14 protein-coding genes are annotated in these 23,216 nt (G+C 41.1%); 4 read left to right on the top strand and 10 right to left on the bottom strand.

The features are described 5' to 3' along the window. Positions 1–37: 37 nt before the first annotated feature. Positions 38–616, top strand: coding sequence for an RNA polymerase sigma factor (locus tag QNI15_RS14885; RefSeq protein ID WP_313978385.1), 579 nt, complete (start codon positions 38–40; stop codon positions 614–616). On the opposite strand, the gene QNI15_RS14880 is transcribed toward QNI15_RS14885, so the two are convergent. Continuing rightward, positions 609–1,481: an AraC family transcriptional regulator gene (locus QNI15_RS14880; protein WP_314032353.1), complete on the bottom strand. Its 873-nt coding sequence runs from the start codon at positions 1,479–1,481 to the stop codon at positions 609–611. The genes QNI15_RS14885 and QNI15_RS14880 overlap by 8 nt on opposite strands. Positions 1,482–1,637: 156 nt before the next feature. On the opposite strand from QNI15_RS14880, the gene QNI15_RS14875 reads away from it, so the two are divergent. The 3 genes from QNI15_RS14875 to QNI15_RS14865 all read left to right on the top strand — a co-directional run bounded on the left by QNI15_RS14875 (position 1,638) and on the right by QNI15_RS14865 (position 4,439). Beyond that, entirely contained in the window at positions 1,638–2,381 is a 744-nt protein-coding gene (locus tag QNI15_RS14875; RefSeq protein WP_314032351.1) for a (Fe-S)-binding protein, read from the top strand. A 61-nt stretch (positions 2,382–2,442) separates the two neighbouring features. Continuing rightward, positions 2,443–3,819 carry a lactate utilization protein B gene (locus QNI15_RS14870; protein WP_314032350.1) on the top strand — a complete coding sequence of 459 codons (1,377 nt, stop codon included), beginning with the start codon at positions 2,443–2,445 and terminating at the stop codon, positions 3,817–3,819. 29 nt (positions 3,820–3,848) lie between these two features. Further along, a complete protein-coding gene (locus tag QNI15_RS14865) occupies positions 3,849–4,439 on the top strand; it encodes a LutC/YkgG family protein (RefSeq protein WP_314032349.1) in 591 nt (196 codons plus the stop codon). A gap of 53 nt (positions 4,440–4,492) precedes the next feature. Here QNI15_RS14865 and QNI15_RS14860 read toward each other — a convergent pair whose 3' ends face one another. The 9 genes from QNI15_RS14860 to QNI15_RS14820 all read right to left on the bottom strand — a co-directional run bounded on the left by QNI15_RS14860 (position 4,493) and on the right by QNI15_RS14820 (position 22,881). Then, on the bottom strand, positions 4,493–5,911 hold the full coding sequence (locus tag QNI15_RS14860) for a glycoside hydrolase family 125 protein (RefSeq protein WP_314032347.1): 1,419 nt from the start codon (positions 5,909–5,911) through the stop codon (positions 4,493–4,495). 275 nt (positions 5,912–6,186) lie between these two features. Next, positions 6,187–7,866 carry a GH39 family glycosyl hydrolase gene (locus QNI15_RS14855; RefSeq protein ID WP_314032346.1) on the bottom strand — a complete coding sequence of 560 codons (1,680 nt, stop codon included), beginning with the start codon at positions 7,864–7,866 and terminating at the stop codon, positions 6,187–6,189. 199 nt (positions 7,867–8,065) lie between these two features. Beyond that, positions 8,066–9,508: a DUF6600 domain-containing protein gene (locus QNI15_RS14850; RefSeq protein ID WP_314002836.1), complete on the bottom strand. Its 1,443-nt coding sequence runs from the start codon at positions 9,506–9,508 to the stop codon at positions 8,066–8,068. A gap of 527 nt (positions 9,509–10,035) precedes the next feature. Next, entirely contained in the window at positions 10,036–12,117 is a 2,082-nt protein-coding gene (locus tag QNI15_RS14845) for a S9 family peptidase (RefSeq protein WP_314032345.1), read from the bottom strand. Between the two features lie 179 nt (positions 12,118–12,296). Then, a complete protein-coding gene (locus QNI15_RS14840; RefSeq protein ID WP_314002840.1) occupies positions 12,297–13,562 on the bottom strand; it encodes an alpha-L-fucosidase in 1,266 nt (421 codons plus the stop codon). 502 nt (positions 13,563–14,064) lie between these two features. Next, the gene (locus tag QNI15_RS14835) at positions 14,065–16,701 is read right to left on the bottom strand and encodes a cation-translocating P-type ATPase (protein ID WP_314002842.1); all 2,637 of its coding nucleotides are present in this window, start codon (positions 16,699–16,701) and stop codon (positions 14,065–14,067) included. Between the two features lie 273 nt (positions 16,702–16,974). Continuing rightward, the gene (locus QNI15_RS14830; protein ID WP_314002844.1) at positions 16,975–17,538 is read right to left on the bottom strand and encodes a GrpB family protein; all 564 of its coding nucleotides are present in this window, start codon (positions 17,536–17,538) and stop codon (positions 16,975–16,977) included. 111 nt (positions 17,539–17,649) lie between these two features. Then, the gene (locus QNI15_RS14825) at positions 17,650–19,419 is read right to left on the bottom strand and encodes a RagB/SusD family nutrient uptake outer membrane protein (protein WP_314032343.1); all 1,770 of its coding nucleotides are present in this window, start codon (positions 19,417–19,419) and stop codon (positions 17,650–17,652) included. 51 nt (positions 19,420–19,470) lie between these two features. After that, positions 19,471–22,881 carry a SusC/RagA family TonB-linked outer membrane protein gene (locus QNI15_RS14820; protein WP_314032342.1) on the bottom strand — a complete coding sequence of 1,137 codons (3,411 nt, stop codon included), beginning with the start codon at positions 22,879–22,881 and terminating at the stop codon, positions 19,471–19,473. Positions 22,882–23,216 lie beyond the last annotated feature (335 nt).

The following is a 23,216-nucleotide window of genomic DNA, read 5'->3' as shown; positions in this document are numbered from 1 at the left end:
AGCCTAGCTTCATAAAAGGTTCACGTTTATTTTGTCTATGAATCAATCCTACAGAGAAGAGGAAGACTGGATTATAGCCTTACAGAATGGCGACGAAAAAGGATTTGAGCAGATATATCAAAAGTATTGGCCTAAGCTTTTCTCCGCTGCCTACAATCATACCCGTATTCGCGAAACAGCACAGGAAATTGTGCAGGAGGTATTTGTTAGCCTTTGGGTTAACAGGTCAACAGTAACTATTCATACAAATCTTCAGGGTTATCTGTTACGGGCTGTCCGTAACAAGATATATGATCACTTTGATAAGCAAAATGTACGATCCAAATATGAACTGTTTGTATCTGTGCAACAACCTAATGCTATCAACTTTACAGAACAGGAAGTAATCTACACTGAACTGGATGAATTAGTACATACAGAAATCAATGTGCTTCCGGAAACAACCCGCCAGGTATTTCAGCTAAGCCGATTTAATGGATTTACCATTCCTGAAATAGCTGATGAAATGCAGGTTTCTGTAAAAACAGTTGAATATCATCTTACCAAAGCACTAAAACATCTTCGGTTAAGACTCTCAGAATTATTGTTTCTGCTTGCAACCTTACTAGTTATTTAGACAAATACTGTAGTTGAGTATGTGCCTTCTGATAATGGAGCGGGCTTACTCCGGTAATGCGTTTGAAGTATTTATTAAAATTAGCAAATGTATTAAAACCACTTTCAAAACACACTTGCGCCACACTCAATTTTGCTTCTGCCAATAGTTTACAGGCATGTCCTACCCTAAGTTCGAGTAAAAACTGTGAATAGGTTTTACGGGTTCTGGCTTTAAAATATCTGCAGAATGCATGGGGACTAATATGTGCCAAAGCCGCTACTTCCTCCAAAGAAATTTTTTGTTTAAAATAGGTAGTGGAATACACCAGCACCCGATTCAGACGGTCTGTCTCATCTTCACTTAATGCCAGTGTATAGCCTGTAGAAGAGATCAGTTGAAAGTTTTTAGAAACAGCTATCTTATATAATACCTGCAAAAGAAACAGCAATCGTTCACCCTCTTTGGCCTCTGTTAACTGAAACAAATAAGACACAAAGGTATCAGACTCTTTTGTAGTTAATTGCATGCCTCTTCCAGCTTTTGCAAACAACTCTTTCAGCAATCGATTTTCGGGTAGTTCCAAAAAAGAAGCCCCCCAGAAATCTTCCAGAAAATGAACAACCAGCGCTTTAGCCTGTTCATTCTCATCAGATTTGTCACATAGCCAATAATGAGGTACATTTTTTCCTATTAGTATACTATCACCTGCCTGAAATGACTGAATCTTATCTCCCAGAAAAATCATTCCTCTACCCTTCTCAATATATACGAGTTCAACTTCAGGATGAAAATGCCATCGGTTATAGGTTTGTAACACTACACTGGTTCGGACACTGAAGGAATGATCAGGCGATAACTGAAGTTTTACTAATAACGGTTTCATACACAAAATGAATTAACCTGATTGTCTCTCAAAACACTTTAAATTATGTCAAAATAGTTGTAAAAATAGCCAATCCAAACGAACTTTCCTTATAGAAAAAGATGCTACTTTACAGTATCGTTTTATACCCTATTTTAAAACTACACCTGTCTTTTTATGAAAGTAGGCTTGTTTATACCTTGTTATATTGACCAGTTTTATCCCAATGTTGGCATTGCGACACTGGAACTATTGGAAAAACTGGGCTGTGATGTCGCATTTCCTCTTAATCAAACGTGTTGTGGCCAACCTATGGCGAATTCGGGTTATTCGAATCTCACCAAAGGTTGTGATGCAAATTTTGTCTCAAACTTTTCTGAGTTTGACTACATTGTGGCTCCTTCAGGAAGTTGTGTCCTTCATATTAAAGAACATCTCAAAGATACCGATCATCCAGAGAAGGCGATTCAGATACGAAAACGAATATTTGAGCTATGTGAATTTCTAACAGATATTCTAAAAATAGACAGTCTGCCAGCATCTTTTCCACATCGGGTTGGATTGCATGCCAGCTGTCACGGACAACGTGGGCTTCACTTGTCGTCTATGTCTGAACAAAACGAACCTTCGTTCTCTAAACCAGGTCATCTATTATCTATGGTAAAAGGACTGGATTTGGTACAGGCAGAACGTCCGGATGAATGTTGTGGCTTTGGAGGCACCTTCTGTGTATTTGAAGAGGCTGTTTCTGTAAAAATGGGAAAAGATCGTATAGAAGAACATGCACAGAACCTGGTGGAATACATTACAGGTGGTGACACTTCCTGTCTGATGCATCTGGAAGGTATACTCAAACGACAACAATCCCCTATCCGGATTATTCACATTGCAGAAATACTGAACAGCAGTATTTCCAACTGACTTTTCCAGTAAAAGAATTCTGGACGCAAATTTCTATACAATTACAGATTAATCATTAGATATGATTACACACGCCAAAGAAGCTGAAAAGTTCAACAAAGATGAAGCTCGGGTAGACTGGCATGATGATACACTTTGGTTTGTTCGCCAGAAACGGGATCGTATGGCTCATAACATTCCGGAATGGGAACAACTCCGGGAAAAGGCGTCCCAAATTAAAAATCACACATTATCCAATCTCGATCAATACCTCGTCCAATTTGAAAAACAAGCTCTTGCCAATGGAGTGCATGTTCATTGGGCAGCCAATGCAGCAGAACACAATCAGATTGTATTTCAGATTATTCAAAAACATGGATTTCAGAAAATCGTTAAAAGCAAGTCCATGCTTACCGAAGAATGTCATCTGAATGAATTTCTGATCGGTCAGGGCATTGAGGTAATAGATACAGATTTGGGAGAGCGCATTGTACAGCTTAGACATGAACCTCCCAGTCATATTGTTCTGCCAGCTATTCACTTGAAGAAAGAAGATGTAGGAGAAACTTTTCACCAACATCTGGGTACAGAAAAAGGAGCCAAAGATCCTCAATATCTGACAGAAGCAGCTCGCCAGCACCTACGTGAGAAGTTTATTGCAGCAGACCTGGCGCTGACAGGGGTCAACTTCGCCGTGGCAGAAACAGGTGGTATTGTCGTATGTACCAATGAAGGAAACGCTGACATGGGTGCACACCTGGCTAATGTACATATTGCCTGTATGGGGATAGAAAAGATTATTCCCAGGCAGGCTGACTTATCCGTTTTTCTTCGACTGCTTGCCCGAAGTGCTACCGGACAGCCAATCACCACCTATTCTAGTCATTTTCTGCGTCCGGCACCTGGTAAAGAAATGCATATTGTGCTTGTCGATAATGGTCGCACAGAGCAGCTTGCACGTGCAGATTTTCGTAATTCGCTGAAATGTATCCGTTGTGCAGCCTGTTTTAACACATGTCCTGTGTATCGTCGCAGTGGAGGACATAGTTATCATACAGCTGTTGCTGGTCCGATAGGCTCTATTTTAGCACCCAACATTGATATGCGTAAATACGCCGATCTACCTTTTGCCAGTACCCTTTGTGGCTCTTGTTCTAATGTTTGTCCAGTGAAAATAGATATACACGATCAACTTTGGAAATGGCGTCAGATTCTGGCGCAGGAAGGACATACAGGTACTGCAAAGGCAACAGGGATGAAACTGATGTCAGCAGTACTTTCCAATCCGGATATTTATCGATTTGTGGGAAGCACCGGACGCTGGTTTCTGCGACATGTACCATCTCTGGCATCTAATTCTTTGAATCCCTGGTTCAAACAACGCGAAATGCCAGAGCCACCCAAAGAAAGTTTTCGGGACTGGTATCTGAAAAACAGAAAGAAACCAAAAGGTGAATGAGCTTATACACAAGATGTTTTTGACAAAGTATGAATAGCAGAGAACTTATCCTAAAAAAAGTCAGACAGAATAAACCAGATCTGTTGCCTTTACCTATACTGGAAGCCTATCCTCAGGGAGACATAGATCTGACAGATAAGTTTGGGACTTTTCTGAAGAATGTCGGAGGAGACATCTATTTAGCAAAGGATGTACAGGAGGCCAGGGCTCATCTTACACAGAAATTTCAGCTATCTGAATCTATCAAAGTAGCAGATTATACGGATACCAACCTGTTAAAGCAAGACCCACATTCGTTTGAGGACGTCTTTGTTACCATTATGCGTGGTCAATGGGGGGTAGCTGAAAATGCAGCTATCTGGATTCCAGAAGAATATCTGCCCGGAAAACAGAGAGTATTACCTTTTATCTGCCAACATCTGGTTATATACCTACCAGCAGATGCGCTGTTACCTACTATGTATGAAGCTTATCAGAAAATAGGCACTCAGGATTTTGGTGGATATGGTGTGTTTATTGCCGGACCATCCAAAACAGCAGATATTGAACAATCTCTGGTGATTGGGGCACATGGACCCAGAAGTCTAACCGTTTATTTGATTGAAAAACAACAGCTATAAAGAATATAGCTCTGATAAAAAAAGCCTTCCGGATAAATCCGGAAGGCTTTTTTTTAGCTCAACAATTGTGGTTTCTCTCGGAAAACTTTCCAGACAAACTCTCCAAAAATGGTATTAGCCCATGCAAACCATTTACGGGTGAATTTAGTTGGATCATCCTTATGGAAAGACTCATGAATAAATCCAGTACCGCCATGCGTTTTCTGTAATGTTTCCAGACACATTTTTATTTCTGCGTCATTATCAGAAGTCAATCCACGCATGATGATACTCAATGGCCATATCATATTTACACCTACGTGTGGTCCACCAATACCTTCTCCTGCTTTTCCTTTAAAGAAAAACGGATTTTCTTCTGAGAAGAGTAGCTTACGTGTATTGATATAGATAGGATCTGTGTTTTTAATAGCACCCAGATAAGGTAATGAAAGAAGACTAGGTACGTTGGCATCATCCATCAGGTTAAAGCTTCCGTATCCATTTACTTCATAGGCATATACCTTTCCAAACTTCGGATGCGTTACCACTGCGTATTCGTTCAGTGCTTTCTGAACTTCATCAGCTAGCTTTGTAAACTCAGCGGCATTGGCTGTATCTTTTAAAACAGTTTTAAATATTTCTGCCAACTGCTGTAATGACACAACCGCAAAGAAATTGGACGGAATCAGATATGGGAAAATAGTAGCATCATCACTTGGTCGGAACATGGAGCAAATCAATCCAACAGGTTTTGCAGGGTAACCATATCCTCCCAATGGTACACTATCGGTAGCCCAGGCTGTTTTCCTTTCAAACTTATAAGGGCTATGGCCATCTTTGCGTTGTTGCTCACGGAAGGTCTTCAGGATCAATAATGCGGCTTCTTTCCACTGACTGGTAAAAACGGAAGTATCTCCTGTTTGTTTCCAGTAATGATACCCTAACCGTACAGGATAACACAAGCTGTCAATTTCCCATTTACGTTCATGAATACCAGGCTTCATATCTGTAACATCGTCTTTCCACTCACTGATCTGGCTTTCATTCTTATAGAATGCATTGGCATACGGATCTTTCAGAATACAGGTTGCCTGCCGGCTAATTACACCCTGAATCAGTTGCTGCAGCTTTTTATCTTCTTTCATTAATGGAAGATAAGGCCATACCTGTGCAGTAGAATCACGCAACCACATAGCATCAATATCACCTGTAATAACATATGTATCAGGCTTTCCATCTTTTAGCTCAAATTCAACGGTGGTATCAAGGGTATTTGGGAAACTATTTCCAAACAACCACGCCAGTTCTTTATTGCCAATGGTGCTCTGTACTTTTTTAATTGCAGCTTCTACAGCTGTACTACGAAATTTCCGCTGGGCTTCCGGAACACGTACTTCCAGAAAAGCCGCTCCTGCAGCATAGGTAAACTTATTTGCAAGTAAAAATCCACCGGAGGCCATTACTGCCTGCTTAGCAAAATTCCTTCTGTTCATGAATCAATAAATCTGAAATAGATGAGAGATGAGATTGTATCCACACAATGGGTATACTAACTATTCATATACCCGCATTAACAGTGCCAATTAAAAAAATATTTAGATTCCTGGCTACATTTATTTATTTTTTTACGAATCTCTTTCTTCTTAATAGTATAGTATCGAAAGTAAAACCGGAGACTATTTACTACAAAGTATAGCTCCGCTTGATATTCTTTTGGCTCTGACATGCGAAAACATATGAAATCTGGTTCTATCAGAGAATATAAATTCTACCAGGAAAGAAAAAGAAATGACACTCCTTGTCTGGGTAATGTTATGGGCACAGAAAGATTACCATTCTGAATCTTCTTTGTCTCAGGCTCTTTTAACAACTGCAATTGTCCGGCTTTCTCCAATGTGGCAATCTGAGCAGTATTGGGACTTTGAGGAGAGCCCATTTTCTTCCATACTTCATAGGAATTACTATGCTCATTATCTATCCGGTAGTGTTTTAGCGTAACTTTACTGGAAGGAACACCTTTTACTTGTATAGTTATTTCTTCTGCCACGCCTTGTTCATCCCGGTCATGGTAGTTCCAAACCATAACCGAAGCAGAACGACTATCCTTGGCAGCAATAGCTCCGATATCCGTTTGGTTTCGGATACTGGAATCCACTATGGTACGCACTCCATACATCCGATTGCTCTTCACCTCTACCCGACGGCCTTTCATCATGGCAAACATACGAAACACATTCAGGACAGGCTTATCAACTCCATTGGTAGCCAGATCACGAAATCCGGCAAACCAGGGTTGGTTTTCAAACTCGAAAGACCAGGATACAGCTCCCATCAGATTTACATTCAGAGAATCCATCAAAGCATATTTACGGGCAAATGAAGCTGCTGTATAACTGGAATACATTGTCCCATTCCGGTAGGCATTTTCCGGGTTGGTAGACATCCCACAGGCAGCACAACCCTCCGGATCAGATTCGCCTATTACTACAGGTATATTTTTTAGTTCAGGATAGGCTCGAATTACATTAAAATGATCATTTATATTTTTTAGCTGGCTTCCTATCTTCATTACTACCTGTCCGTCTATCACACGGGGAGCGCCTTTGGCATGAAACAGGATAACATCCAGTGGAGCACCTATTTTCCCAGTAGCATAGTTAGTATCTCTCAGGCAGTGCCGGAGAAAGGCATCCAGAAACTTCATAGCCCCACCGGTCGCATCACATCCTCCTACTCTGGCGTTAGGCAAAGCACGTTTTACGCCATCTGCAGCGAAATCGTATAATTTAAAGAACTCTTGCTGTGTCCCTTTCCAGTACGAAATATCTGGTTCATTCCAGACTTCCCAATACCAGCTTTCGACTTCTTTTTTACCATATCGTTTCACGCAATGTGTTACCCATTGATAGACTAACTCACCCCATTTTTTATAGTCTTTGGGAGGATATGCCCACCCTGTAAAAATGCCCGAATAAGGTTGTCCTGGCTGCCAGGTGTGTCTGTAAGGCTGTGGTTTAACAGATAATGCTTCTGGCATAAAGCCGATCTGTGCCAGAGGTTTCATACCTCTTTTGATATATACATCAAAAATGCTATCTACTACAGTCCAGTTATAAACAGGATTACCGCTGGAATCTTCTGTATAGGCATTGGTGGAACCCCACTTTAAAGCAGCAGTCCCATCTCCTGTCGTCAACAGATTATGTGCTCGCACAAAGACTGGCACAGGCTTGCTAAAGTCAGCAATTTCAGTAAGCAGCTTTTTACCATCCTTCATATAGGTATAATTGGGTTCATCATAGCCAAACCAAGCCCATATGGGTTTCATAGGTGCAATCTCTTTTGACAAATCAATGTCAATCTTTACAGGCGAATGTGTTTTACTCTGTGCAAGTAGGTAGTTATGTGATAAGAGACAAATAATCAGAAGGCTAAAAATATATTTCATCTTGATTGTAGTAGTATAAAATGTTGTTTCAAAAGTAGATCACTCAAAATAGTAAATTTTTAAGAGAAAAATGAATCTAAGAATGATTTAGCAGCATAGCTATTAAATAACTAAAAGTAAACCATCCTGTACAGACAGGATTACAAATAAAAAATCCCTGTGTTGCAAAACACAGGGATTGTCATGAAATACATCTTAATTAACGAGGCTGCCGCGATGGACGTCCTCCTTGTGAGGGTTGAGCAGATCCCTGTCCCGAAGATCGTTGTGACGGCTGAGAACTTTGCTCGAATGATCTTTGTGATTCCCGAGGATGACTTTCTACCCGTTCCTGCCGCTGTGCCTGTGAAGGTTGTGATCTTTCTACCCGTTGAGGCTGCTCCCATTGTGTACGTTGTGGTTCGGACTGACGTCGTTCACCAACAGCTCCTGAGGGTTGGCTAAACTGAGGTTGTTCCCGTTGACGAGGTTGTTCTCTCTGTTGAGGCTGTCCCCATGGTTGTGATGACTCTCTCTGCTGAGGCTGTTCCCGTTGCGGCTGGGTAGTTCTGCCTTCACTTGCAGAGTTACGGCCACCCCAATCCGGCTGGCGATTGTTATCAAATGAGGGTTGGCGGTCATTGTCAAAGGATGGCTGGCGATTCTCCTCACGTCTACCTGGTTCCATTGATGAACGCGGTTCTCTGGATCTGGGAGAATTTTGTGGTTCTGAAGGCTGTCTGAATCCATCATTACCTCGATTATCGTTAGGAGGTCCCATTCTCTCAGACGAACGATTCTGAGGTTGAGTAGTCACCCGATTATGATCCTGTCTGCCAGAACTTCCCCAATCCTCTCTACGGTTACGTACATCAGGCGTTGCATCTACCCGACGACCAGGTCCTGTATTTACTGGTCCACGCACATTATCTCTTCGTTCAGATACACTAGGACGATACACCCGCACAGATCCATTAGAAACCATTGACCGCCCTGGTCTGTCTTCATGTTGGACACGATACACTTCTACCCGACTACGTGAATGACGTTCGATATCTCTTACAGACGGACCGGAAGCATAGCGGCGATTATTATAAACATAATAGTTATTAATTACTGTTGTATGGTTATAAACATGAACGACACGGGTTCTTGGGATACAATAATCATAGAATCTGCGATTAGTAATATACACGTTAGGCACAAATATCCAGGCAGAAACAGGTATTGACACAGAAACATTGACACCAGGTCCCATAGGAGCCCAACCATAATATCCATCACCGGAACGCCACGACACCCAGGCAGGTCCCCACTCGGTATCAGGTATCCAGAGCCATCCATAATAGTTATCAAAATACCAGCGACCATAGTGGAAAGGAGCCCATCCCCAATCGTAATCAGATACCCAGGTATTTCCATATTCAGTCACTATCCAGTAGCCATTGGTTCCATAGGGCTGAAAATCGGTTGCTACATTAGGTTGCCAAACATACCCATAGTTAGGAGTGTTCATCCAGTAGCCATAAGGCGACAACTGATCATAGAAGGTCTGAAATGAAACACTCACATTTACTTGCGCAGATGCTTTTTCAGTACCTGAAAAGATAGCAACCAAAGTTGCCAGTATAACCCAAACCCGAAATTGTTTCAAAGTTTTCATAGTCGATTCGTCTAACGTGACTGACTGTTGTTAACAATCATGTATCCTACTTAAATCAAATACCTTGCCAAGGTATTATATAACACTATACGAGTCTTTAAACTCTTTTGATATTCATCCATATATGCGTTTATAACGAATATAGTGACCTCTTAACTACCTATATATCAAAAACTTTATTTTCAATCTTTCAACCAAAGAAATCTTCGGTACAGGCTTCATCCCAAATTTAGAAAGAAGTTGTAACACCATTGGAGAAAAGATCCTGCTTGCGCATAGTTCACTACAAAAGATTTTTCATGAAGTATTTCTAGTTTGTTCATTCAATGAAGAGATTGCGTTTTATTCACAGCATTTTTTATTTTGAACAGAATTCCGATCATTTTTTTATTTTGCGCATAACTCACTGCAAACTATTTTTTTGATCGGAATTCACCGCAGCTATTACTCTTGCGGTGAATTCCGATCAGACCACTTTAGTAAAATAAACTATACATTTGAGTAAAGTAGTCTGGTAAAATCTAACATTAGGGATTATTCTTATTTCTCAGCTTTCTATCGAAGAAATCAGATGTAGCCTTGAAACATTCCAGCCAGTTTGCATACCGTAAAAAACTGTGAACCTCATCCGGAAAGATCAGTTGTTCAATCTCAACATTACGTTTTCGTAACGCCTTAACCAACTCAACAGTTTCGGCAAAATCAACGTTACGGTCATCGTCTCCATGAATCACCAACACTGGTGATTTCCATGTGTCTACCGTTGCCAGAGGCGATGCATCAAAAGCTTTGCGTGCTTTTTCGGGAAACTCCAGCTTATTATAATCAGGTACGAAAGTTTTGATCCCTACATTCCAGTCATGTACGCCATGAATATCCACACCTGCTGCAAACAAATCTGATGCACGGGACAGTCCCATTGCTGTCAGATAGCCACCATAGCTTCCTCCCCACAATCCGATTTTACTTCCATCTACATCTGGTCGGCTACGTAAATACAATCCTGCACCCATTACATCATTAAACTCTGTCCCTCCTGCCTCACCATAGTTGATAGCCTCACGAAAATGCATTCCATACCCAATTCCACTTCTGTAATTTACCGATAACACAATATATCCTTGGGAAACAAAATACTGATTCAAGGCATAGGCATTATGATAATAGGATCCATAATTCCAGCCTAGCAACATCTGTCTGCGGGAACCACCATGAAAAAATATCAAAGCAGGACGTTTTTCACCTTCTTTGATATTGGCAGGCAAAAACAACTGGGCAGGAATTGGCATACCATCTACTGCTGAAACCGTTACTGCTTGCGGTTCTACTAATAACTTTTCCGGAAAATCAATAGGCAGACTATTAGAAGCTAGAGGTTTAAAACTGGTTGTATTGGTTACCATCAGTGCCCGTGCCGGACGCAAGGCATCAGATCCCAATACTCCTATAGTCTTTCCATCTGAAAGCATCACAGGCAGCCACTCAATGCCTTTTCCTTGTGTAATAGCTACAGGTTTGTTACTAGTGGGAGCTACTCGCCATATATGACGCCGATCAATATCACCCTGATTAGAATTAAACAGAATTTCATTTTTATCTGTAATCAGAGAGATATATTCTACTTCAAAATTGCCCGGGGTCAATAACATAGCATTCCCTCCCTTTGCCGATACACTATACAAATGTGTCCATCCATCCTTTTCCCAGGGAAAAACAATATAGTTGTTAGCAGTCCATAAAATTTGATTGTCTGAAACAATCTCCCGGTAGGCACTTCCTACACCAGGATCTGCTTTCCAGAGAGTTTTTCCTTTCCCTGTAGCTACATCTGCTACCAGAATAGACCAAGGTTCGGCTTCACGAGTAGGTCCAAAGATTACATCGTCTCCAGCTGGAATACGGATAAAGGCAATCTGATTTCCATCCGGAGACCACACCGGATTGTTGTCTGTATCTATGCTTGGAGACAAAAAACGAAGGTTACGGGAAGTCAAATCAAACACCCCAATGAAGCTATGATCTCCCCGATTACTTACAAAGGCTAGCTGGTTACCATTGGGAGACCAGCGTAACTGGGAAGAGCTACCTCGCACTTTCAACAGTTGCCGGGAGTCCTTTCCACCATCAAGGGTAGTGATATAAATTTGCCCTTTACGTAAAAATACCAGGCTATCTCCTTTAGGGGACAAGGTTGGATATGTACCATCTGTAATCTTTACAGGTTGCCCTCCCTCTGTACTGATTTTGTAAATAGCCAGTTCAGGTCCTGCCGGATCACTACTGGGATTGGGCGGTTCGCTACCACGAGTACCTCCTCCATATACAAATAACAATGTACGAGCATCCGGACTCCAGCGTAATTGTGAAATGTCCTTGCCATCATCTTTGGTAAATGAGGTGAGTTGTTTTCCCTGAAAATCCGGTGCCTGAGCCATCCAGATGTTACGCACACCTCTGGCATTCTGTACCCAGGCTATTTTTTTGTCTGTTGGAGAAGCAGTAAGTTCGGTTGGAAAAGGTGTGCCCATAATCTGCTCGAGAGTAAAGGCAGGCCTTTGAGCAAATACAGTGATCGAGCAAAAGAAAAACAGGAGTATGTGTTTCTTCATAATATGTAAGGTGTATGGTTAGAGAGATTAAAAGTTGAAGTACCGATATAGCTGAAATGATTAAAAATGCACAAATTCAAGAATATAAAACAGCATTGTTACAAAATAAAAACCGCAGACAGTAAGATACTGTCTGCGGTTTTTATTTTGTAATTTATTTACCCTCCTTAGCCTGGTTCTTACCATTCCAGCTCAACAATTGTATCATGTGCATTTTCATCTATCTTAGGCAAGGTAAGGATCAACGCATCTGCTTTTTGAGAGAAGACAACCTTTGACTTATCTGAAAACAGCATTGCAGACTTAATCTTCTTATCTACAGATGGTAATGCCAGGGTTTTATCTTTCCAGTTCAGAATATGCACATATATTTTATTTCCTTTCTGGGTAGTTACACCCCAGTCACGGGGAGGTATGGGTCCGCCTCTAGTGCCATAAATCGTTTCTCCGTTAGCTTTGGTCCACTCCCCTATCTCCTGTAATGTTTTCATAAACTCAGGCTGAATTTTACCGCTGGGCATAGGGCCAATATTCAGTAACAGATTGGCATTGTGCCCTGCATTGTTTACCAGTAATTGAACCAGTTGACGGGTTGTTTTGTAATGTCTGTCATTGATATTAAATCCCCAGGCACCATTCATCGTTTCACACATCTCCAGAGGTAATTGCCCAACCTGTTGATCTTCGCTAAATCCGGAAGTATTCTGTCCAGGCAGATCTTTTTCAAACATCTGAAAATCTTCTCCCGCAAAAGGCAATACATGGTGATTATTCCCAATCAGTGCGGCAGGCTGCAGCTTGTGAATAAGGGAGTACGTTTTACCCAATCGCCAGTCGATTTTGGTTTCGCGGCCTTTGGTCTTCTGATCCCACCAGCCATCAAACCAGATACCTCCAATTGGACCATAATTGGTAAGAAGCTCTGTCAACTGAGCATCCATGTAATCCAGGTATTTATTGAAGTCCCCACCTTCCGGACGTCCCAGTCCGGCTCCGGTCATTCCTGTCGGGAAGTAATCCGGATGATGCCAATCCAGATGCGAATGATAGAAGAACAACTTAATTCCCTGTTTCTGGCATTCTTCTGCCAGCATTTTTAAGATATCTTTTTTGTAATGTGTACGATCTACTATGTCATAATCGGAAACTTTACTATCATACAAGGCAAATCCATCATGGTGCTTGCTTGTAATAGTAATGTATTTCATACCCGCTGCTTTTGCCAATGCCACCCATTCAGCAGGATTAAAATCAACAGGATTAAAGAAGGTTGTGAGTCTTTCATAATCCTTTACTGGAATCTTTCTGGTATTCATCACCCATTCACCGTCACTCAGTAAACTATATAATCCCCAATGAATGAACATACCAAATTTTGCATCCTGAAACCACTTGCGGGCTTCCAGATTTTCGGGAGCAGGTGTATAGGTTGACTGTGCGTTCATAAATGCAGGGCAGAAAGCTATTGACAGTATTAGTAATAGTTTAGTACAGCTATATTTCATCCTATTTTTTATTTGTTTGTTACCTATCGTGAAGGTACAGGATTAATAGTAATTTCAAAAAGTATTTAACGGGAGGTTTTTTACAGAATTTCTTACTTCAGCGTGTAAAACCCAAAAGATGATTCTTTTAAAGCAAATATGGTATTATTTTTGCGCTTAAAATACTCATACCAAGCACTATATGTAATAAGATCTTTACTACATACTATGAACAAACGGAATTTTATTAAATCTTTTACCGCTTGCACATGTCTTTGTGGGTCTATGCTGTTTATTGGATTACACACACCTAGAACCAGAGCTCAGAAATTTAATAGTGGAATACCAGAAAAAGAGAAAACGCAGTTATGCAAATACCAGCAGAATTGTGAGAAGCCTAAGGTAACTTTATAAGCCAAAGTAGCCTATACTACCTTCTGGAAGGTAGCATAGGCAACAAGAACTACCATACCACACGTAGACGCTTCAAAATTTGTATCAGTACTAAAGGGGTCAGGCTGGCCGCCAGTACTACTACCCACTCTATGGGGTGAAGATTCTGAATAGTCAGAGCTTCCCGCAAAACAGGCACATAATAGGTAAGTGCCAGAATACCCATACAAACAATAATAGCTAGCCAAACATATCGATTCTTTGTAATCTCATTCCGGAATAAACCTGAATTACCTGAAGCCAGGTTAAATACGTGGAATAACTGTGCAAGTGACAAACTGTAAAACACAATGTTGTTATCATCAGCCGCATTGATACCTAGCACTTCTGCGCTATAAAAAGCGGCAAACATAACTGACCCTGTCATCAGCAAGGCATGAATAATTACAGCCATCCAGTGTGGCTTAGACAAGATGGGAGACTTGGGATCTCTTGGGGGATGACGCATAACAGAAGAATCACCTTTTCCTATTCCTAATGCCAATGCCGGGAAAACATCCGTCACTACATTAAGGAATAAAATCTGGAGAGGAGTCAACGGTAACCCCAGACTTAAAAAGCCGGAAGCTGTTACCACAAAAATCTCACTAAGATTACAGGAAACCAGATACATGATAAACTTCCGGATATTGCCAAAAATAATTCGTCCCTGTGCAATGGCAGCCACAACAGAGACAAACGAATCATCTTTCAATACCATATCTGCCGTTTCTCTGGCTACCTGAGTACCTCTCAATCCCATAGCAATCCCGATGTCTGCTTTCTTCAGAGCAGGAGCATCGTTAATACCATCACCAGTCATACCTACAATATCACCCTGCTCTTGATAAAGACTAATCAAATCCAGTTTTTGACCAGGACTCACACGGGCAAAAATTCGGGTTTCCAGCAAACGTTTTTTGTCTTCGTCGTTTAATTGCTTCAGATCAGGAATATCTCGTCCAGTCATTGGTTTAACAGATGCGTCTGTAAGTCCGATGGTTTCTCCGATATGTTGAGCAGTAGAAGGATGATCGCCAGTAACCATAATCACACGAATGCCTGCATCATGACATGATTTTAGAGAAGGCACCACCTCTAAACGAGGTGGGTCCAGAAATCCAATCATGGCTACCCATGTCAGATCCTGTAACAAGACATCATCTGCTGGAAGTGTAGAGGTTTGCTGAAATGCAAAAGCGATAGATCGCAGTCCTTTGGCTGCCAGTTGTTCGGATATATCTACCCATTTTTTCTTTCCCACCTCATCGAGTGAATTCTCCTGTCCTGCATCTAAAGAATTGTTACAACGTGACAAGACTTCCTCAACAGCTCCTTTGACTGCTACCAGATAGCCAGCTTCATTCTGGTGAATAGTAGCCATAATTCGTGTTTCCGAACTGAAAGCAATTTCATTTATACGTCGATTCTTCTGTATTAGATCTTCGGCATGAATTCTCTGTAAGTTTATCCATTGTAACAGTGCAATTTCTAATGGATCGCCTGTGGCTGTGTCTGCTGTTATATGAGCATTGTTACACAACATAGACAATTCTGCCAGTTTCTGATACGATCTATTTTTTATCAACTCAGCATCGCCTGACACCAGAGCCTGTTTTTTATCTTCTGTATTTATCCGAACTTCCAGCGTTCCTTCTGGCAGACAGATTGTATTTACCTCTATCTGGTTCAGAGTAAGAGTACCTGTTTTATCAGAAAAAACCACATTGGCACTTCCCAATGTCTCTACAGAGGAAAGTCGTTTAATGATAACATTCTTTTTAGCCAGTCGCAGCATGCCGTAGGCTAACGAGATAGTAGCCACAATAGCTAATCCCTCAGGAATAGCTGCAATAGCTAGAGCTATAGAAGTCTTTAAGAGAATCAACAGATCCTTTCCTTGTAGCAATCCGAATACAAAATACAGTACAGCCAACACAGCTGTAATCCAGATGAGTTTTTGGGTAAGAGATTCCAGTTTCTTTTCCAGAGGAGTAGATGTCTGCGTAGCAGATTCCACCATCTGAGAAATCTTTCCAAGTTCGGTCTTTGCGCCAATATCTGTGACAATGGCTTTCCCATTTCCATTGACAACAGCAGTTCCTTTAAATAACTGATGAATCTGTTCAGCAAGTGGTGCATTCTCGTCCGGTTCACCAGGTTTCTTCTCAACAGGTAAGGACTCTCCTGTCAGGGCAGATTCATCAGATTGTAGCTGATTCGCTTCTACTACATGCGCATCTGCTGGAACAATATCTCCGGCCTCCAGCCAGATCACATCTCCAATAGTTACTTTTTCAGAAGGAATTTCTTTCACATTTGCGTCTCGGATTACCCGGGCCATGGTAACATCTAACTCCTTGAGCGCATCCATTGATCGCATAGCCTGCCATTCCAGAATAAATCCGGTAATTGCATTAATAAGTAATACCCCTATAATAGCAAATCCTTCCAGCCAGTCACCAAATGAAAATGACACAACAGCAGCCAAGGCAAGAATAGCTACAATCAGGCTCTTAAACTGCCTGATAAATAGTAAAAAAAGGCTTTCTTTCTTTTGAGTTTCAATAGCATTAGGGCCATATTGCTCCAGACGCTGAGCAGCTTCTGTCTCCGTGAGCCCCTTAGCTATATCTGTGTCTACTGGCATTTCCAATTCCTGCTCCATTTTATCCGGGTTTTAAGTTAGGTTAAGTACTACAAAAAAGTTATGAGGCGACTGTGCAGGTAAATGATTTTTACATCCACCTGTTACTGAATATAGTAATAGAAGATATCTAAAACCACATAAAAAATAGTTTCAGAGGAATAAAGGTAAATCTAGAAGGATAAAAAGGATTTTAGAATGAGGATTGTCAACCTTCTATGTGATAGATAGTAATTAGCCAGAAGTAGCTATCTGAATAATCAACCATAGTCATTACAACTTTCAATTAGTGACTTACTCTTCCCATACATCCATTCGGGGTAATCCCCGTTCATCACAAACCTGGTCAATAACAGATTGGACAAAACTGGTTTTGGCTTTTGTATACGCCAAAGTATCATAAGGATATAGTTCGGCCAGTTTGCGTTTTAACTCACTGTAAACCTGTACAGCTTCAGGATGTGTCAGTAAATAATCCCGCAGCATTCGTTCTTTCCGTCCTTCCCAGGAATGTAATTCTACAAGATGCAGGTGATAAGTCGGTTTACTCTCCATTGCTGCTTTTACAAGAAAAAGTCGGTTTCGCATTCCGGTTTCTGTTAGCTGATAACCAATAGCAGCCAGGTCAGCTAAAAAACCATCTATTTGTTGTAAGCATTCCACTGCTCCCATCATATCAATAACAGGTTTGGCCTCTTGTCCAAGAATGGCAGTACTTCCGATATGTTCTATTTTTAGTAATTGACCATTACTTAATGACAAAATGGTCTCTCTCTCCTGTTCATAATAGTGTGGCCAGTGGACATCATATGCAACTATTTCTATTTGTTTAACCGCTGAGTGAGATTGTGCTGCCATACTTTAATCATAGCGAATTATAGTGTTTTCTATTTGCCAAAATTAATAAAATTGGCAAGTTGATAATACACAAAAACAGCCTGTATGTACAGGCTGTTTTTGTAAATAATTCTAATTATAACCAGGGTTCTGAACAAGAACATCTTTTCCATCTACCTTTGTGTTGACAATTTCCTGAAAAGGAATCGGGTAGTATTCATGTTTGCCCTTGATAAACTGAGCTCCATTCAAATACGTTCGTCGCACTTGTTCTTTAGTCAGGAATGTATTAAGCGTTTGTGCTGCAATTCCCCAACGTACTAGATCGAAGAAACGTGTTCCTTCCATGGCAAATTCCAGTCGATGCTCAAACCGAACTGCTTTACGTGCAGTTTCTGCATCTGTCCATGGAGCATCGTATTCTTTTATGAAATAGTTGGCAGCAGGTGTGCCACCAGACGTAAGCACCATGCCAGCAGGATTGGCTGCCCGTGCACGAATCAGATTTACATACTCACGTGCTTTTTCCAGATTGCCAAGTTCTACTTCACATTCGGCAGCCCATAACAACACATGTGCATAACGTACCATACGATAATTATTTGCATGTCTTCGCACGTTACCGGATACGCCAGAATTTCGTTTTTCAGGAATATGCTTTTTAGGTGAGTAGGGGCCACCATACGCCTGATCACGTATCCAGTCACGTCCCGGATGAGTTCCCCAGTCCATATAAGGGATACTCCGACGTCCTACACTCCAATCCAGACGAGGGTCTAATGTACCTGTTTCAGCTGTAAAGGGATCGCCAGACTTAAATCCTTCATCACTTTTTACATCTGTTTCATTAAATGTATCCAACAGAGGAAGTCCTGTAACAGGATCTGTTTTGTGTGCATTTACGAGATTTTGGGAAGGCTGATAAAACCCGCAACATCCTCCAGGACCATTATTATATGGCCATGCCAGATCCATGCCAGCATTTCCACCTCCATCGGCTGCAGCTGTTACCTGATATTGTACTTCAAAAATGGATTCGGCATTGTTTCGGTTGGCAGGATCTGCTGACCAGTTTTGATGATACTGAGGCATCAATGTATACCTTCCACTGGTAATGATAGTATCCAGTAAAGGTTTTGCTTTGTTAATATTATCCAGCCTGGCAGTTCCTGTAGCTATATCAAAAGCTTGAAACATGTAGCACTTGGCAAGCATTGCCATAGCAGAATAACGTGTAGGCCGTCCGGGAAATCCGGGCTGTTTTGCAGGCAATACACTTATTGCGGCCTCAAAATCAGCTATGATTTTTGGCCAGGCATCCTCTGTATTAGAAATTTTGACACTACTGGGATCTGAAGAGTTGTAAATCGTTTCATCGTAATATGGAATGTTATTCCACATCCTTTTTGCCTCAAAATGATATAATCCCCGTAAAAATCTAGCTTCAGCAGTAACCTGAGCTGCCCGGGCAGGATCCATATCAGTAGCTTTTGTCAAGGTTTGCAAAACCTGATTGGTACGTGCAACTCCATTGTAAAGGGCACTCCACTTACCCCGAACATGATTATTAGTCTCCAGCCACTGATAGGTTTCCAGGAATGTTTGCTCTGGCTGATCCCCTGCATCTGTACCCTTATAGGCATCATCTGAAACTACATCTCCAAATATCCAGGAATGTATTGAACCGTGCCAGTCACTCTGCCCAGTACCTACCGGAATTCCATCCAGCATCCCATAAGCTCCAACCAGCAATCCTTCTACGCCAGCTGCATTTTGTAAGCTTTCAGGACTGTAACGTCCCAGAGGTTCTTTCGCCAGAAAGTTGTCTCCACAAGAGGTACTGCATAATAAAGTAATGGCAGAAAGAATGGTAAGTATCGTTTTTTTATTCATTGTCTTCATACGTTTAGATTAGAAATAACGAACGTAACAGGTAGGATAAAATGAGCTGTATCAAAAACCAAGGCTCAAACCAAACAAGAATACTTTGGAAACAGGCGTAATGGCTTCATCTACCCCAATCTGATTGTTGTTATTATCACGCAATTGCATTTCAGGATCCAGACCCGTATAGTTAGTAATAGTAAACAGGTTCTGAGCCTGAACGTATACCCGGGCAGTACCAAGACCAGCTTTGGAAGTAAGTGAATTAGGGAAACTATACGCCAGTTGTAGATTTTTCAAACGAGCATAAGATCCCTTTTCTATGAAATAAGAGGAGGGTCGGCTACTAACTGCATCTTTTTCATTCAGGATAGGCAACTTCGCATTTCGGTTGTCAGGTGCCCAGGAATCGTATAATACCCTGCGACTACGATTTCCCTGGAAGGTATTGAAATCAGTCCAATAGCGGATATAATTAAAAATATCATTGCCGGAAACTCCCTGTAGAAAGGCAGTCAGTTCAATGCCTTTATATCCCAGACTCAGGTTAACTCCATAATTAAATTTAGGATGAGGATTACCGATATATTGCTGATCACCAGCTGCAGTAATTTGCTTGTCACCATTGATATCCCGATACTTGAATCGACCAATTCCTTTGTGTGGCTCTCTCACACCATCTCCATTCAAGTCGGTATAAATGACAGCATCATAGTATCCGGGAAATGCGACTCCATCTACTTTACCACTTGTTTCATCTGTTGATTCCTGTATAATGCCATCCACTACATATCCATAGAAAGAAGACAACGGATAGCCTTTCTGTGAACGGGTAACAGCAGGTGTCCGCAAACTAATACCAGGAATAAAAGCATCATTATTCAATGGATCAATAACTGTAACGGTGTTCCGATAGCTGGAATAGATCAATCCTAAACTGACATCCACTTTTTCAGCAATTCGGTCACGCAGGGTAATTCCCAAATCTACACCACGATTACGTACACCAGCAGCATTGTAAAAAGGAATATCAGCGTTACCTAATGCCCGAGGCAAGTCAATCTGCAACAATACATCATCTGTCTGACGGTTATACCAGTCAAAAGTGACTTCTACTCTGCTGTTAAATAATCCTAAATCGAAACCAAGGTTAGTAGAGGTAGTAGTTTCCCACTTGCCTTGAGGATTACCAAACTTGCGTAATGAATATGTTACATCGTAGCCATTAGGATTACCTACAACACTATATCCTCCACGAGTTACGTCGGTATCATAGTACTCGAATGAGTTATAATCATTGATTCCGTCCTGATTACCTGTTTGCCCCCAACCTCCCCGTATTTTAAGATCAGTAATCCAGCTAATACTTTTCAGGAAGCTCTCTTCGGAAATACGCCAGCCCAAAGATACAGCTGGGAAAGTAGCCCAACGGGAGGCAGAAAGAAACCGGGAAGAAGCATCACGTCGTAATGTAGCAGACAACAAATACTTACCCATCAGAGAGTAGTTAATCTGGCCAAACATAGAAAACAACGTGTTGTCATTTCGGATTGATCCGCTGTTGGTCTGAAATTGCGGATTACCTGCATCCAGAAATTCCAGGTTTTCAGGAAATAATGTAGCTGTAGTAGCATAGCGGCTTCGGAAGCCGTTCTGGTTTTCACCATATTGCCGGATTGCTTCTGTACCAATAGTAGCATTGATATCATGAATCTCTTTTACTTTTACTTTGTAATTCAAGGTATTGGTCCATGTCCATGCACTGCGGTAATTGAAATCGGCAGTATATTCATAGTAACGGGAAGCTTCTGAGTTTTCCCAGTCTGGTGTACGAGCATTTTTACCTCTCCCTACTGTACCATCCAGCCCAAAGCTGGTACGTGCAGTCATCCCTTTAAGAAGATCTACTTCTGTATATACATTGCCAAAAATCCGCATGTCCTGGTATCCGTTATCTTTGTTTCGATACAATAAAGCTACCGGATTACGGGCATTACCTAGATTATTGCCCAATGTACCTGCGAAATTTCCAGCTATATCATATACAGGTACAATCGGCTGCATCCGTAAGGCAAACGAGATTTCATTACTTTCATTCTGATCTCCAAACAAACCAGTTCGACGGGCATATAATACCTGCAGGTTTTCTCCTATCCGAATGCGTTTATTAATTGAGAAATCTGTGTTTGCCCGAACAGAATACCGCTCAAAACCATTATGGATAATCATCCCTTTCTGATTGAAATAACCAGCAGAAAAAGCATACTTGGCAGTTTCATTACCACCAGACACTCCCAGTTGGTAATTTTGCATCGGAGCTCTGTTCAACACTTCTTCCAGCCAGTTAGTGCCTGCTTTATTAGCTCTAGTAATCTGAAAAACATCTCTACCAAAAGCTGGATTGTTTGACCCATCAGCCAAGTACCGATTTCGACTATACTTAGATGGATCTACCCGTGGATCGCCTTCAAATGCACCACTGGGAACAATATAATCAGGTATTACAGGATCTACCCCATTACCATACTGACCATGTTCCGGATTACCGGTTGTAGCATTCACTACTCCAGCATTACGTTTGCTATTCCATAAATACTGACCATATTCAGCAGTATTTAGCAGATCAAGCAATTTCCCATGTTGTTGTACGCCATAGTATGCATCAAATGTTACTCTGGGCTTTCCAGACTTTCCTTTTTTAGTGGTAATGATGACGACACCATTCCCTGCTCTGGCTCCATAAATAGAAGCGGAAGTAGCATCTTTCAGGATTTGAATAGATTCTATGTCATTCTGGTTGAAATTAGCCAGGTTATCCTTTGTAGGTACTCCATCGATAATGTACAAAGGATCATTATTACCTATGGTTCCATAACCACGTATGCGGACATTGGCTCCCTGCCCAGGTACATTACTGCTTGTGACAAATACTCCAGGTGCTCTTCCCTGCAATTGTTGTTGTACACTGGTAGCCGCTACAGCCAAAAGATCTTTAGAATTTACAACGGCAACAGCACTGGTTAAATCTTTTTTCTGCTGGGTGGTATAACCTGTAACAACTACTTCACCCAAAGAGGTGACATCTGGTGCTAACTTAACATCTATTGTACTTCTTGCTCCTACGGTTATCTCTTGTGAGGTATACCCAATAAAGCTAAAGATAAGCACAGCATCATTTCCATTAACGGTCAGACTGTATTGTCCATTAACATTGGTTGTAGATCCACTGGTAGTTCCTTTTACCAGTACACTAACTCCTGGTAACTCAGAGCCATCTTCTACAGAAGTAATTTTTCCTGTCACTGTTCGCGATTGAGCACTTAGTGGCAGTGAGGTAAAGACTAACCCGATTATAAGGGCAAAAAGGACATAAAGAAAGCGGCTTTTGAAAGCGTTGTTTCCTTTTCTACAAGCTTGGGTATCAGAAAAAGAAGATTTCTTTTCTAATACACATAGGGTAAGTGTGTAAAAGTGGTGCATCAGAGAAACTGTTGGGTTAAAAGTGAACAGAATAAAAAACTGACGACAAAAAGTGAAGGATCTTCTGCTTATTATATAACTAAAAAAATAAAAAATATAAATCACTCGTTGCAAGTAAAAAAATATAATCAAATATCACAAAACGATTGAATTAATTTTTTATCATTATTTCATAACATAACTACCTGATTAGCAAGATGAAGTGTCAAGGCTACATCTAATTGCAACGTCCTATGAGGTAAGATTGAAGAGGTTTCCAGGAAATACAGCATGTAATTATGCTAAACTTGTACAAATAGATGAATTATACCATCTATAAAGAAGATATTACTATG

This window comes from Xanthocytophaga flava, from assembly GCF_030068545.1.
GTDB classification, from domain to species: domain Bacteria; phylum Bacteroidota; class Bacteroidia; order Cytophagales; family 172606-1; genus Xanthocytophaga; species Xanthocytophaga flava.
Note: the sequence above shows the minus strand (reverse complement) of the source record. Positions and strands in the feature narration are given on the sequence as shown.

Excerpts from the sequence above, each read along its gene's own strand:
- QNI15_RS14875 (WP_314032351.1), top strand. The coding sequence starts at position 1,638 with ATGAAAGTAGGCTTGTTTATACCTTGTTATATTGACCAGTTTTATCCC.
- QNI15_RS14845 (WP_314032345.1), bottom strand. The coding sequence starts at position 12,117 with ATGAAGAAACACATACTCCTGTTTTTCTTTTGCTCGATCACTGTATTT.
- QNI15_RS14825 (WP_314032343.1), bottom strand. The coding sequence starts at position 19,419 with ATGAAGACAATGAATAAAAAAACGATACTTACCATTCTTTCTGCCATT.
- QNI15_RS14880 (WP_314032353.1), bottom strand. The coding sequence starts at position 1,481 with ATGAAACCGTTATTAGTAAAACTTCAGTTATCGCCTGATCATTCCTTC.
- QNI15_RS14820 (WP_314032342.1), bottom strand. The coding sequence starts at position 22,881 with ATGCACCACTTTTACACACTTACCCTATGTGTATTAGAAAAGAAATCT.
- QNI15_RS14885 (WP_313978385.1), top strand. The coding sequence starts at position 38 with ATGAATCAATCCTACAGAGAAGAGGAAGACTGGATTATAGCCTTACAG.
- QNI15_RS14855 (WP_314032346.1), bottom strand. The coding sequence starts at position 7,866 with ATGAAATATATTTTTAGCCTTCTGATTATTTGTCTCTTATCACATAAC.
- QNI15_RS14865 (WP_314032349.1), top strand. The coding sequence starts at position 3,849 with ATGAATAGCAGAGAACTTATCCTAAAAAAAGTCAGACAGAATAAACCA.
- QNI15_RS14830 (WP_314002844.1), bottom strand. The coding sequence starts at position 17,538 with ATGGCAGCACAATCTCACTCAGCGGTTAAACAAATAGAAATAGTTGCA.
- QNI15_RS14870 (WP_314032350.1), top strand. The coding sequence starts at position 2,443 with ATGATTACACACGCCAAAGAAGCTGAAAAGTTCAACAAAGATGAAGCT.
- QNI15_RS14850 (WP_314002836.1), bottom strand. The coding sequence starts at position 9,508 with ATGAAAACTTTGAAACAATTTCGGGTTTGGGTTATACTGGCAACTTTG.
- QNI15_RS14840 (WP_314002840.1), bottom strand. The coding sequence starts at position 13,562 with ATGAACGCACAGTCAACCTATACACCTGCTCCCGAAAATCTGGAAGCC.
- QNI15_RS14835 (WP_314002842.1), bottom strand. The coding sequence starts at position 16,701 with ATGGAGCAGGAATTGGAAATGCCAGTAGACACAGATATAGCTAAGGGG.
- QNI15_RS14860 (WP_314032347.1), bottom strand. The coding sequence starts at position 5,911 with ATGAACAGAAGGAATTTTGCTAAGCAGGCAGTAATGGCCTCCGGTGGA.